This is a genomic window from Ruegeria sp. AD5 (assembly GCF_056542345.1).
Genome location: NZ_JBQFZR010000001.1, coordinates 1,310,374 through 1,324,830, shown reverse-complemented (window position 1 = coordinate 1,324,830; position 14,457 = coordinate 1,310,374). Strand labels below are relative to the sequence as shown.

Sequence of the window (14,457 nt, the reverse complement as noted above, 5' to 3'; positions counted from 1 at the left end):
TCGCTGCACAACCAAAATCCGGGCGTCTTAGTTCCTGTTGAAACGGACGCCCGGGCAAACAAAGGGAAAACCAAACTCACCGGCTGGGGCCTGAAACAGGCGCCAGCCGGATTGCTGGTTTTCTCAGGCCGTGGATTCCATTTTTGTCATACTTTGTAACAACTTAACTGGCTTTCGCCTGTTGAGATCAACAGCCTGAAAAACCACATCTTTCCTATGATCTGTGATGCGTATGGGCCCGAACCTCGGGTGTCGACCATCCAGGAAACAGGAGGAAAGAAATGAAACATGTTAGCAAATCAAAATTCCAGCCCAACTCGGCGAGCACGCTCAACATATCGGTTGGTCTTGGTGAAACGGATGACGATCCTATCGTGATCCCGCCGGTTAGTCTGCTGTCGGAAGAAAGCAGCGAATTGCAGGACTACGTCTGGGAAGATTCAGCCTCGGACGACGAGACTGTAGCCAGCAACAAACCTGATATTCCCGTCTGGACCGGTGGTAAATCACCTGGCGATGGCCACAGCGGTTGGTGGGATAACTATGGGACCCATCTGCATGACACCAGCGGCACCTATGTCGGCCGCGATGTCAAAGCCCGTGGTGAATACAAAATGGCAGACGGTGAGGTGAGCTTTGAAAACCTGATGCACCGTCTCTCAAGTGGGCAAAGCAAGGGGACATATCTTTACACCCGTATCGAAGGGAATGATGGGGATAACGTCATCCACGGTTGGAACCCCGAAAACTGGGATAACTATGATGGCGGCACCTCGATCAAGAACTACTATTCCAACTATCATCATCGGGACAATATCTCGGGCGGTGACGGTGACGACATCATCATCGCTTATCGTGGGAACGACCAGTTGTTCGGTGATGCTGGTAATGATGTGATTTACGGCGGCGGCGGCCACGACTACATCGATGGAGGTGAAGGTGATGATCAGCTGTTCGGCGAATCCGGCAACGACAAGATCATTGGCGGCGGAGGCAAGAACATCCTTGTTGGCGGCGAAGGCGATGACATCCTGATTGCCGGGAATGAAGGCGACAAACTGTACGGTGGTACTGGTAACGACCTTCTTGTCGGCGGTGACGGTGATGATGTCCTGTTTACCGGGCATATCGACGAAACCTCTGCCGACACGCTTTACGGTGGAAAAGGGGCCGACACGTTCGTTATTGGCTCTGTGCCTGAACCAACAACTCATGATCCCAACCATAACCAATCGAATGGTCTGGGCGAAGAGTGGCTGGAAGAGGCAGGTAATCTGGCACTCGCCAAGATGCTGCCGGGCGCGAAGCTGTTCATCAACCTTGCCAGAGGCCTGATCGACGGGATCAAGAACATGTTCAAGACCGAGGAGCAGGTTGTCGAAACCGTCAACCCGCCGAAGGTGTCTCTGGTCGAGATCCTCGACTTCAACCCGCTTGAAGACAAGATCATTGTACCAGTCAACGTGGAGGGGCCAGTAACGCTGGACCTGCAAGCATCGATCGTTGATGGCGCGGCATTCGATCTGGTCGCGCTTGATCCGGCCGACAACAAGTTCAAGGTGATTACAACCTTCTATTGGGATGAGGCGTCGAACATATTTCCGGGCGCAACAAGTATCTCGCAGCAGAACACAGATGCCTTCATTCAACGGTTGAAAGAAACTGCTCTGATCACGGGGCCGGATGGTGCGCATTATGGCTTGGGCCAAAAGATCGACCTTGGCCTGAGTAGTGAAGACCTTGCAGGTCTTGGAACCAGCAAGTTCGTCACATTCGGGGCGTTCGGCGGTGTTTCGATGGTCGGCTTTCATGACGAGGATCGTCAGTTGGGAACAAACCACAACGACGTTCTGCAAGCCTATACGTCCGAGCGCGATACCCACGGCGGAAACGAGGCCGAAATCCGCAATGACGGCAATGATGTTCTCTACGGCTTTGGCGGTGACGATATCATGGCTGGCGGTGGCGGCTTTAATAAGCTGTATGGTGGAGAAGGCAATGACACGGCCTGGTATGGTGACAGTCTGAGCGGCATCTATGTCGACATGAACAACAAGGCGGAAGATGCCAGCGGTGAGTATTACTGGGCCTGGCATGGCAACAGCGCCAATCCGTTCGATCTCAATGACGAGATTCGCGACAAGGAAGGCTATGATCTGCTCTGGAGCGTCGAGAACATCTATGGCAGCGACCATGATGATGTGATCATCGGCGACGACGGCGATAACGTCTTCACCTCGGGTGATGGCAAAGACGTGCTGACCGGTAACGGAGGAGCTGACACCTTCATTCTGAACGGCGGCGAGAACACGATCACCGATTTCGACGCCAGCGAAGGCGATCGGATCGAGATCGACCTCGACGCTTACGGGATGTCCGGCTGGTTCGATTTGGATCACCGCATCGAAAACGGTCAGATCGTTCTGTTCAATAAGCTGACAGACGAGATCATCGTGCGCTATGACGATGACGGGAACGGATTTGACCCGTCATACATCGACCTGCGCAGCTTGGTTGGCAACGATGAAGAAGGCTATCAGGTTGTCTACGAACCGCCCTTTGGTGCAAACACGCTGGAGTGGTTCGAGAAGTATGGCAACCGGATTGATGCCGAGGTCGGCGAAGAGCTCGTTACCGTAGATGGCACCGATAGTTGGGACTACATGATCGGCGACACCGGCAGTGGTGGATTGACCCTGAATGGTGGTGCTGGTGATGACTACATTGTTGGCGGTGCGCTCAATCAGTTCGCTACTCTGAACGGCGGCGACGGCAATGACACCATCGTGATCCGCAAAGGCGCGATGATCACCAATGCAAATGGTGGAGACGGCAACGACGTCATCATCCTTGATGCAGACCAGTCTTCAGAAGCCGGGTTTGCCAATATGTTCGGTGGCGAAGGCAGCGATACTTTTGTCATTACCGGCCCGGGCAGCCAGTATGGTGGTCAGGTGATCCGGGATTTTGAGGCTGACGACTCGATTGTTATCGATCTGGAAGGGTTCGGGATCTCGTCTCTGGATCAACTTCAGATCGAATGGCGTTCCAGCACTCACTGGGTCACGGCAAATGGCCAAAAGGTGATCAGCGTACAGGGTGTTGATGAGCATTTCGATGTCATGCAGCACATCAGCGAGCTGACGGCTCAGCAATCACAGGATTGGGGTCTCTGATCATCGCCTGATTACCAAAAAACGCCTCAGCCGGTCTGGATCGGCTGAGGCTTTCTTAACAGTTCGATCTGGCAATAATGCAAAGTTAATTATTGCGACATTCCAAATTTGGCGAAGACTCGCGCAACTGCACCGATCTTTTGCTCAAACCCCGCTATAACCCACTGACGTACAGCGTTTTTTAGCGCATCAAAAGGTTGGCCTAGGCCCGCATCCGCTCAGATTAATTCGTTAATGAACTCTTAACGTGTCCTGAACTTCTGACTTGTTACGCAAGTTGGGCCTGAATTCATCGGGCTAATAAAGCCGAAATACTTGGGCTGAAACAACGACAAGATGGGAGACTGTTTCAAGATGAGTAATGGAACATATGAAGAATTTCGCGACGCTTTGCGTGCATTTGAATCTGGTTGGGATCGAGATCGATTCGACGCAGGAATCATTCAGGATTGGCAGCTGAACCAATGGGCGGGAGGGGCCGTTGCCGACTTCTATCCAAGCTATTCCAGCTGGTCTGATCTAAGCAGTGATGAATGGGACGCGATGTCCTATCGCTCGATGAACTCGCTTGGTTTTGTTGGATATCAGTTCGGCGAGGCGCTGTTAATTGACCTCGGGTATTACACCGATGATGTCTATTATGGGAATGGCGCGGCTTCGAACACCTGGGATGGCACATGGACCGGTAAGAACGGGGTGAATTCGCTGGCAGAGTTCACAACCGCCGAAGCGCAGGAGCGCGCTATTCAAGAAGCGTTTGGCTACAATCTTCAAGTCATCGAAACCGGGCTGGGCTATCAGGGAGAGAGCCTGTCCGACTATCTCGGCACGACACGCACTTATCTGGAAAATGGCCAGGCCGTCTCTGTCACGCTCAGTCTTACTGGCATAATGGCCGCCGCGCACCTGCGGGGGGCATGGGGTACGTTGGCTCTGCTTCAGGGTGGAAGTGTATCCACCGATGAATACGGTACTTCGATCCTGCGGTATGTCTCGCAATTCGGCGGTTATGACGCGCCGAGTATCGAAGACGCTATCAAGGTATACACCGACGGTGTCTTGCCCACGGATACAAATGGCGGCACCGATAACGGGAATACGTCGCCGCCCGTTGTCCCACCGGTCATACATCCGGAACCCACGGAACCAACCGGCAACGGGACTTCTGACACCACAGAAGATACTGCGGATGTGGTGATTAACTGGGCTTGGGGCACGAATGCAACGATCCCGGATTTCGACCCTACGACCGATACGATCTTCATCGCATGGGTCGGTGCAGACGCGTTGGAGGTTGCCGAGGTTGATGGCGCGGTTGTGTTCTCGATCCCGTCCAATAAACAGGCCACGACCCTCAGCGGTGTGACACTTGCTGAGCTGAGCCCGGCAAACTTCACTATTCTGGACAATACCGCCGCAGCTGAAGTGCTTGGGCTGATAGGCACTGATGGTTCAATGCCGACCAGCGGTGGCGATGGTGGCGGAGATGGTGGTGGCGGTGGCCATAGCCACCAACATATGCACATCATGCTGGGCCTTGCCAGCGATGCACAGACGGTCGAAGGCTTCCTGCCCGCGATGGGAGATGTCATTGAAATCGGACCGGACATTGGGGCTGATAACTTCTCGATTTTCGAAGAGAGTGGGGACGCTCTGGGGCAGACCGTTAGAATTGAGCTGACCTCGGGCAATGTAACCAAGCAGATCGTATTCACTGGCTTTGGCCTGTCCGATCTTTCGCTCAGCAATTTCTCTATCACGGATCAGACGGTGTTGAACGAAGTGTCCACAGCTTTGGGGCAAGTTATCGTCTCGCCGAGAGACGGAGAGGGCTATGACGTCAGTTATGATGCAGACGGGTCAAACCCGCCCGCGATCACCGGCAATACAGACACGGGCGGGGTGAAATACCGGGCCGATAGCAACGCTGACGACATAACCGGATTCCGCCCCGGTGTGGACGAGTTGGACTTTGGCGGTACGTCGGTTCACGGCATGATCGTCACCAAATCCAAGGCCGGCGAGATTGTTATCGACAGCCCATGGTCGGACGCGGCGCAAATCGTGCAAGGTGTCACCTTCCAGGACGTGACCATCGACAGCTTTGGTGTGGTCGGCAACGAACACCTCCGTCAGGATATGGGCGGCGTTCTTAGTTGGGAGCAGGGCGTAGGACCTCGCGATGCTGACACAGTCTATGTTCGCAGCCACGAATATGGCGTGCACGAAGTTATTGACGGCTTTGATCCTTCAACGATGAAGATCAGCTTCCTGTATTTCGGAACCCGCGAGCGGCTTAGCGTCGAGGACAGTAGCGATGGTCTGGTGATCTCATCCTTGCCGACCGGACAAAGCATCACGCTGACCGGCGTGACCAAGGCTGACCTGATCCCGGGTCTGGTCGAATTCCATTTTGATCAGGTGATGGAAGACAATCTCGAGGTGCCATTTGGCTTTGACCAGAACGATGTGACGTTGGTTGATCGCACCATACTGCTGACCCCACAGGCTCCTGTCGGGGCGACGACAGACGGTCATCAGACACGGGTCGGAGATCTGACAGGGGGATCGACCCAACCAGATATCGGTAGTGGAACCAACGAACCCGGAAACAACCAAACACCAGGAGTTGTGACCTTCGGCGCTGAAGCGGATGTGGCAGAGCTTACCTGGAACTGGGGGGTGAAGACCCAGATCATCGGTTTTAATGCCGATGAAGATATCATCGATTTCAACGCTTTGAGCGAAAGCGATGTGTCGGTCACCGAAATTGATGGCGATCTTATCTTTGAAGTTGTCGGAAATGGCGGCCATACCGTTACACTTCAGGATGTTCAGGCCGAGGATCTAGATCTTGGTAACCTGACGGCTGATGATTGGAACAGTGTTGCCGAAGCAGAACGCGCCCTGACAGACCAACTTGAAGCGCTCGGCATGTCCATCGCCTGAGGCACTCCAATAAGTGGTTCCCGGTCTGCGCTAGGCCGGGAACGAAAACAAACACATGAAAATCGATAGACACTGGCCTCGTTTCCGGTTCGGTTCCGTGATTAAGCCATGCGACCATAATATTAATGCTCGGATCGCTTGCGCTAGGTTCTCGTGGCTGGCTTTCTTATCGTTTGTCCTTCCGGCTCTACTTAAACAATACTCCAATAGGCTGCCGGACGGAGCGTTTAGCATATCAATTTGCTAAGCCAAACTAATCGGATGTCTTTGACAGAATTTGGCCACCGCTGCAGAGTCGGGTTGCAGGCGTTTCCAGTGCGGAAGAAACCCATGATCGCAACCGTTAGAAGTGTGAATCCGATTAAAGCCTTCTTTTTGTTCGTTTTGTCCTTCGCTTGTTTTTGCGCTACAAGCGCTTTGTCCCAAAACTCAGTGCCGCAAGTCGTTCTAACGGATGAGATCGTCCAGCGCATAGAAACACAGCGCGCAGCCGATCAGGTATTCGCGGCTGACTATCAGGCATTGATTGACAGTGCAGAAGCGCATTTGCAGTCGCCTACTATTGTTGAGGCAGTTCGGAATGGAGATGGTCAGCTTCACGAAGCTTTTCGTGGATTTGGACAACGTCCGGTCGAACGCCTCACCACACTGGCTTTGGCTTGGCGATTGACCGGTGATAGTCGCTATGCCGATCGCGCCAGAACCGAACTCTTGCAATTTTCGGAACTGGAAACATGGCAGCCCGCACACTTTCTGGGATTAAGCCGTGTCACATTGGCGGTGTCGCTCGGATACAGTTGGATTAGTGACAATCTGGACGAAGAGGATCATCAAATCATTCGATCGGCACTTGTCGAGAAGGGGTTGAAAGAAGCCGCCAAAATCTACGATCTGGATACGCTTTATTATGACAAGGGTTGGGTCGCCCCCCAACGCTGGGTGAACCCAGTGTCTGTTCCCGCGTCGCTTCCTGATGGGACGGCTACTGCGGATATCGCCTGGCCCGTTGCATCCTTCAACTGGAACATCGTTTGCAATGCGGGAATGATCGTCGCTGCTCTGGTTGTGTCAGAAACAGAACCGGAACTGGCCGATCATATTATTGAGCAGGCTCAGGTTTCACTTAGAAATGGGTTGGCAATGTTTGCTCCGGATGGGGCTTGGCCAGAAGGACCGATGTACGGGGCTTTGTCCGCCCGGGACGCGGCGGTGGCGTTTGATGCGCTTGTTTCCGTCCTCGGGCATGATTTTGATCTCTCTAGAATGGTAGGGTTGGAGGATTTTGGGGAGTTCCTGATCCATGCGTCTGGGCCAACTGGCATGCTGTTTAACTTTGGAGACAGCGATACAAGCACTGACCTTGTTGTGTTGACCTGGTTGGCGTCGCGGTTCAATCGTCCGGGCTACGGCACTAAGATAAATAGCAAAATGCGGTCTTCCCATCCAGCATTCGAGCTGATCTGGCAGCAGCGTCGCAATAGTGAATCAATCACTGCCCGATCAACATCCTATTGGTCTGGAGGGCTTGGGATCGTAACCATGCGGTCTGGTTGGAATGACCCTAAGGCCAGCTATATCGGCCTCAAGGCTGGGCCGCTTAGCAGCCATCACAATGACCTTGATGCGGGCACCTTTGTGCTTGAAGCCGACGGTGTACGTTGGGGGGTGGATCTTGGGCTCGGAAATTACCAATTGCCCGGCTACTTTATTGACAAACGTTTTGACTATTATCGAACGGCCACGATCGGGCAGAATACACTGACCTTTGACATGGCAAATCAAATCGAAACGGGGCGGGCCTATGTTGAGGAGTTGGCGCAGTTTCCGGGTTTCGATTTTGCAATCGCCGATCTTTCAGACGCCTATGGAAAGCCAAAGGGAACGGTCAGACGAGGCATAGCTCTTGTCGATGGAACGACAGTGTTGGTTCAGGATGAAATTAGCCCTGATCAACGGGGGCGGGTGGCGTGGGCAATGCATACCGAAGCGCAGGTAACAGTTGATGGCTCCAAGGCCACATTGCGTCAGGATGGGAAAGAACTAACCGCGCGCATACTGTCGCCGCCAAACGCCACCTTCTCTCAACTTTCAGCCAATCCTTGCGAAACGGCATTCAATTCTGAATGTGCGATGCAGAATCCGAATTCAAACGTTACACGGCTCATGATCCAACTTGATCTTGATGAAAGCGACAAGCGTGAAATCATTGCCGTTACTTTTGAACCTGACGCACAGGCCGCAAACAAGCCGGTCATCCCGTTAGGTGAGTGGCGATTGAACGCGACCCTCTCGAACGATGTTGAAAAAAAGCACATTGATCGGTTGCCTGCTGAAAACTCACGATAGGTTTGGGTCAAACTTGAACGACCTCAACCCTGGCTTTGGGCGATGCTGGGTGCGCTCAAGGAATGTAGTACGCACCAGAAGTCGCACTATGTTTGGAAACGAATAGAAGACGGCACCCTAGCGCCTGAAGCAGCGCATGGCGACCTTCAGATACGATAGACTCCGTTTCAAGTTGTCTGGCTGACCCGATCCAAATTATTAAGCCTATACACCTTCGTGCTCACCACTGCTTAGATATCGGCGCAGGGTTACGCCAAGCCCAAACACAGCTACATCCCCCAGAACCGAGAGCGCGCGATGCGCGATCGCAGCGCTTAGACCGACTCCCTGATCAGTGAAAAGGCCAAGTCCGAGAGCAATAATTCCGTCTCGAATACCGATACCACCGGGTGCGCCCGGCATCAGAAAACCGATGACCCAGGCTGTCGAAAAGATTGCGATGCATTGCAATATACCGGCACCACCCTGAGGGTAGATCGCCCGTGCGACACACCAAAGTGACAAACCCAGCATCAAAAAGTTGAAGCTATGCAGAAACAACAGGATCAGGCATTTTGAAATTGTGAGCTTCGGTTTTCCCGCTTTGCGCCAGATTACAATCTGGCCAATCATGATGCAGGCCAGAATTCCGAAGAAGATGATTGTCATCTGTCCATCGAGCCAGGATCCTGGAAGGTCTGCAATTACTGCGGCGACAAGATCGGGCATGGTCAGGAGCACAATTCCGACGACCAGAGCACCGCTGGCGAGCAGAAAACCGATCTCGAGCAAAAGAGATGACGCAATAATTGCGGATGGCACTCCATCATTCCGTGCGAGGGCGAAACGTCCCAAAAGGTGGGCAACATTGCCGGGGATGTATTTCCCGATCTGCGATACCATTAACTGACTTTCAGCGCGTGTGCGCGGTAGGGCAACGTCATAGATGTTTAGCGTCACCCCCCAAGCCACAGCACCTACGAGCTGCGACAGCACATAAAGGGTAAACCCACCTAGCAGTGCATAACGGGCGCGGCCTGACCCGAGGTCGAGCACTGCAATGTCTCCTGCGTGTCGAACCAGAATGATTCCGATGAAGATCAGGGCAGCAGCGGTGCCGATATAGCGCAGGGCGGTAGCCATGTGTTTACGTTTTGCGCGCCACTACAAGAAAACCATTTCCAAATTCGGTGTTAAGGAACGGGCGTTGTAGCCGGAAAAAAAGCCGCATGACCGTGACTGCGGGTATGGAAGAAAACACAGGCCAGAAGCGCCGCTCAATGGAACGATCGCTACCGCTCTCGTTGGTAAGGTCGTTCGCTGTTTTACCAGATTTGGCGTTGGTTTCCAATATCTGCCCATAGGCCCGAGCACGCCAATACTCCATAATATTGGCCAAAGGAAAACCGTAGCACTCAATAGTTTCGACGGTGAAGCCGGCGTCCTGAACCGAGTGTATTAAAAGTTCTCTACTGTAGCGCCGAACATGCCCGGCCCAAACGTCGGCCGCATTCCAGCGGGATGGGTGCGCAGGCGTCGACAAGATCATTGTTCCACCTGGTTTCAGATAAGTTTGCTATTCTCTCATGGCCTCAATATCTTGCTCCAAGTGCTCAATCACTTCAAATGACATGATCAGGTCGAAGGAGTTTTTCCAATCCGGGTCAAGCTCGGCCAAGAGTGTCATAGGGCTGGCTTGAGTGTTGAGTTTATCTGCCAGTTCAAGGGCTTGCTGCGAACGATCTACGCCATAAGCTTCAAAACCCTGTTCTGCCAGTTCTGACAATAGCGCAGCCGGTCCGCACCCAATGTCAAGCACTCTGCAAGGCATCAGATTTTTGAGATGCCGCATAACCCGATCACGCCTTAGAAGATACCGCGGCGCGGGCACCCAATTGGATTGCGGCAGGGCCGGGCCAAAGTGCCTGTGATAGATGGCAGAAGCACTATGCTCTGCGGAATTAATGGCGGTATCAGTCATGTCGACCACAGTTTTATCCGGCTTGAGGTGCACAATGAAACAGGTATCCGCAAAGAGTCCGCGCGATCTCATGTGGCTGGGCCATTTTCAGTTTGTCTTCAGGCATTACCGGATAGCCCTCGTGCCTCAATTCAGCGATGGCATCCAGCAGCGCTTCGGGATTTGAATGAGGGATAAGCTTCACCCCGAGAGCTTCGGTGCCGAAAGTTTCGATCATGGCAGGTGAGCTTCGGGTGATCACTGAACGCCCTGACAACAGCGCCTGATAAACCTTGTTCGGCACCACTGACGCAGCCTTGCCAGAGGCGCCAAAAATGCCGAGGCAAATGTCGGCATTTGAAATTGCCTCGTTCAGTTCCTCATAGGGAACCCATTTCTGCCAGGAGATATGATTATGCCCCGCATCCACCAGAGCTGTCTCGAGCAATAGGCGCTCTTGCCCGGTGCCAATCAGGTGCCAATTGATATCGCGACCTCGATCCGAGGTAGCTGCCGTCAATATCGTTTTAAGCCCATGCAGCGGGATGAGCTGTCCGTAAAACAACACTCTAGTGGGACCGTCGTGGCGCGCAGGAGGAGGCAGACGCTGGAAGGATCCCGGCTCAGCTCCCACCGGCACTGCTCCAATCCTGGATTCAGGCAAATTGAAGATCCGTGCAATATGCTCGGCATGCGCCTTCGTATCGAGCAAGACATGATGCGCTGCCCGGCAAGCCAGCCATTCAGTGACCCAAAGCATCCGGCCCGGCAGTGACTTGGCCCCAACCATACTTCGATCGTTAACGACAGTGTCGTAAAGCGAAAGGAACATGTCCCAGGTGATCTGCCGCCGACGTAGCAGGGCAAAGGGCCACAACACCAATGTATCGAGCGCGCCAAGATAGGGAACCATCACTGCATCATGACGAGGCGCACGCAAATAATGCAGGATCAGAAGCGGATAGGCCAAGAGCGCGCTGAACAACACACGGATCATCACAGCCATGTTCAATTGGCTTTTATCCGCGTGTTTGGGCCAAATCTCTGCGTGGATTTCAATTACTTCTACGCCGAGCTCTTGCAATCCAGTTCGGAGAATTCGAGTACGCGGTTTGCTGAGATCATATGTTCCCCAAAAAATCACACGCTTGTTGCCGGGCTCAGATGGTATCGGAGTGGTGCTGACCACCGGAGGGGAAAGAGGCATATCGGCATTCATGGCGAAAGCATCCGGAAGCCGGTATAAACCTCTCGATCCAAGCTTTCTGGCGCAACCGGAGCCACACCAGTATCCCAGATCAGCCTGACAGCAACACCTTTCGGTCCGTTGATTGTTACTGCCTCGGCGCCAATGCTGAGAATGTCTCCAGATGCGACGGCACTTGTATCAATCTGTACTGGCTGGCTGGTTTCGACCCGATACCGTCCGGGGAACGGAAGTGCCAATTCAACCGGTTCGCCGGTCAGCGTCACTGATCCACCGGCAAGCCAGATCGATCCCGAATAGTGCACATATGACTCGCGTAATATCTTGTGGTCCTCAGGCAGCAGCACAGGCTCGGCTCCATTGGCCGAACTTGGGTCCATCGTCAGCGTCAGAGCAGTTTTGTTGGCGATAAGTAGAGGCGGCTGTTGTTCTGCGATGATTTTGGCAAATACGGGCTGGCCCGCCGCGTGATAGCGTGCAACGCCCCAGCCTGACATGAAGAAACCAGGATTCGGGAAACTTGCGATCATGTGGCTGTCATCAATATAGGCGACCGGATCTGGGAACAGGCGATGAATTTCCGCAATAGTGGCGCGCTGGTTTCCTGCACGATCTTGCAGTGCTAGGGCTGCCTGGACAAAAAGCCCCGCAAGCATCACCATCACCAGTTGTGCCGAGCGTCGTGATGATCCAAGCCGCTGTGCTCCGATCGCGACGGCTACCATCAGGAGTGGGGTAGCGAAGGGGTAAAAATAGACAAAGGCATTGCGATAGATCACCACCGAGAGGAGCGGTGCAGCAAAGAGCGCAATCAACATAACCCGCCGAGCATTCCGACCGGCACACAGTCCGATCCCCACAAGAATGATCTGTGGGAGACTGAGCATAGCCCAACTCATGAATTCAGTTGATCGTGGGAATATGCCGCTTTTCAACAGCGTCGTATTCAGCGCGTCCTTTGCATTGTTTGCCGTCTGGTTGCCTTCGGCGACGCGGAGGCCAGACGCATGCCAGAGGTAGAATGACACGCAAATGCCAGCCGCCAATATACCCGTGATAATGATGCGCCGTACCGCTATTCGATCTTCGATCCTCCATATCAGCACGGCCAGAAATGCGGGCAGATAGAGTGCCGATTTGATCGTAACCAGTACGGCTAGAGCGCTCAGAAGCGCTGCCGCCAGTGTTTGCCAGACAGACAGGCGCGTGGTCAGCAAGATTGCAATCGAAGAAGTCAGTAATGCCGCAGCAATGGGATCGGCACGGAAACTGGCGCCATAGGCCAAAACGTAGCCCGAAGTCAGGAAACCCAGAGCAGCGATATCGGCAAATCGCTGTTCGGTAAAATACAGGGCGATACGGTGCACAGAAATTGTGGTCAGCCCGACGCATGCAACCATCACAAGCCGGGCTGCAAATATCTGTTCCATCTCATGACCCGGCAGCGCATCGAGCCATGTGAAACCATGCACGAAGAAGGTCTGCATTGGACGGTCCAATCGACCATCGAGGAAGGCATGGACATGTGACAGGAAATAGAATTCGTCCCAATTCACATTGTGAGTATACGCCAGCACCAGCATTAACACGAAGACAACGACAATGCTCGCTCGTACCACTCGATCAAGAGTGATAGCCCCTACCAATCCGGCGTTTCGCTGATCGCCTAGCGCCGGATTATCCATTCTCTACCGCCCTGACTGGGTCGAGGGTAATTACTTCAGTAGGTCTAATCGGCGCGCGCAGTAACTCTCGGGCCCGGATGTCTTCCAGCAGACTACGGTTGGTGGCGATAAGATCGGCCAGGATACCAACGGCGAACAGTATCGTGGCCATTGCCAGCAGCACACCGGACAGAACCAGCGACTGAACATGCCCGGCCCCCCCGTCTGTCGCGTAATAATAGAGAAATCGCCCAACCCCGATTAAGCCAGGCAAGGCGAATACTGCCGAAAGCGTCAGGAAGAACTTCAATGGCGCGTAGATCACAAAAACGCGCAGAATAGTTCTTGCTGAGCGGGTGACGTACTCTCCGATACCTCTGAACAGACGAGACGGGCGTGTTACCTTGTTGACCCGAACAGGCACCGAGGTCATCGGGATATGTTTGCGTCCGGCCTGAATGATGGTTTCCAGAGTGTAGGTATAAGTGTTGACAACACAGAGTCGGGCAGCGGCATCTCGGGAATAGGCGCGAAATCCGCTGGGCGCATCAGGGATTTCTGACTTGCTAGCCAGTCGCACGACCCAACTGCCCAGCCGTTGAAGGGTTTTCTTCAACGGCGAGAAGCCCTCGAACTCTCTGATCGGGCGAGCGCCGACCACGATTTGTGCCTTACGCTTCAGTATCGGATCAATCAGGGCGCTGAATGTCGTCAGCGCAATACTGATTGTCTTCATGGGTGTTGACGATCACATTGGCGCCCAATGAAAGCGCATACTCGATGCCGGCACTGAACGCACGGGCGAGGCCGACATGGCTGCTCATTTCAAGAACGTGATCAGCTTTGGCGTTCCAGGCGACTTCAACGGTCCGATCGGTGGAGCCGTCGTCGATGACCAGTACTTCAACTTTACTGACGCCAGGAATCGATCGGGGAATTGCCGCGATCGCTTCAGCAAGGGTTTCCTCCTCGTTAAGCGCCGGTATTTAGACGACAAGCATCCTGATCATGCCATATTGACAACTATTGAGTGCAATTACATTTTGTTTTGGGACAAAATTGTGTCTATAAGGGGTAATTGTTGAGCCACCTGAAACGGTTGCACGCTCCTTTAGACGATTCGTATGAAATCTCGATGGTTGGGGCATCATCGGAGTCGACCGAAAACTGCTTTAC

General features: G+C 53.5%; 10 protein-coding genes. 3 read left to right on the top strand and 7 right to left on the bottom strand.

Going from position 1 to position 14,457, the window contains the following annotated elements:
- The first annotated feature begins 281 nt into the window (after window positions 1-281).
- From ACR0JG_RS06505 to ACR0JG_RS06495, 3 genes are all read left to right on the top strand, one after another.
- Entirely contained in the window at window positions 282-3,176 is a 2,895-nt protein-coding gene (locus ACR0JG_RS06505; protein WP_170736169.1) for a hypothetical protein, read from the top strand.
- A 354-nt stretch (window positions 3,177-3,530) separates the two neighbouring features.
- A complete protein-coding gene (locus tag ACR0JG_RS06500) occupies window positions 3,531-6,125 on the top strand; it encodes a hypothetical protein (protein ID WP_480568265.1) in 2,595 nt (864 codons plus the stop codon).
- A 432-nt stretch (window positions 6,126-6,557) separates the two neighbouring features.
- Window positions 6,558-8,471 carry a heparinase II/III domain-containing protein gene (locus ACR0JG_RS06495; RefSeq protein WP_480568263.1) on the top strand — a complete coding sequence of 638 codons (1,914 nt, stop codon included), beginning with the start codon at window positions 6,558-6,560 and terminating at the stop codon, window positions 8,469-8,471.
- Window positions 8,472-8,675: 204 nt separating this feature from the next.
- On the opposite strand, the gene ACR0JG_RS06490 is transcribed toward ACR0JG_RS06495, so the two are convergent.
- The 7 genes from ACR0JG_RS06490 to ACR0JG_RS06460 form a co-directional block, all read right to left on the bottom strand.
- The gene (locus ACR0JG_RS06490; RefSeq protein WP_480568260.1) at window positions 8,676-9,593 is read right to left on the bottom strand and encodes a hypothetical protein; all 918 of its coding nucleotides are present in this window, start codon (window positions 9,591-9,593) and stop codon (window positions 8,676-8,678) included.
- A gap of 4 nt (window positions 9,594-9,597) precedes the next feature.
- Window positions 9,598-9,999, bottom strand: a complete 402-nt coding sequence (locus ACR0JG_RS06485; RefSeq protein WP_480568257.1) for a hypothetical protein — start codon at window positions 9,997-9,999, stop codon at window positions 9,598-9,600.
- Between the two features lie 27 nt (window positions 10,000-10,026).
- Window positions 10,027-10,431: a class I SAM-dependent methyltransferase gene (locus ACR0JG_RS06480; RefSeq protein WP_480568254.1), complete on the bottom strand. Its 405-nt coding sequence runs from the start codon at window positions 10,429-10,431 to the stop codon at window positions 10,027-10,029.
- Between the two features lie 13 nt (window positions 10,432-10,444).
- Window positions 10,445-11,416, bottom strand: a complete 972-nt coding sequence (locus ACR0JG_RS06475) for a glycosyltransferase (RefSeq protein WP_170394051.1) — start codon at window positions 11,414-11,416, stop codon at window positions 10,445-10,447.
- Between the two features lie 209 nt (window positions 11,417-11,625).
- A complete protein-coding gene (locus ACR0JG_RS06470) occupies window positions 11,626-13,302 on the bottom strand; it encodes a hypothetical protein (RefSeq protein ID WP_480568252.1) in 1,677 nt (558 codons plus the stop codon).
- Window positions 13,295-14,017, bottom strand: a complete 723-nt coding sequence (locus tag ACR0JG_RS06465; protein WP_480568249.1) for a glycosyltransferase family protein — start codon at window positions 14,015-14,017, stop codon at window positions 13,295-13,297. Before ACR0JG_RS06465 ends, ACR0JG_RS06470 begins: the two co-directional genes overlap by 8 nt.
- Window positions 13,971-14,207, bottom strand: coding sequence for a glycosyltransferase (locus tag ACR0JG_RS06460; protein ID WP_480569027.1), 237 nt, complete (start codon window positions 14,205-14,207; stop codon window positions 13,971-13,973). Before ACR0JG_RS06460 ends, ACR0JG_RS06465 begins: the two co-directional genes overlap by 47 nt.
- Window positions 14,208-14,457 lie beyond the last annotated feature (250 nt).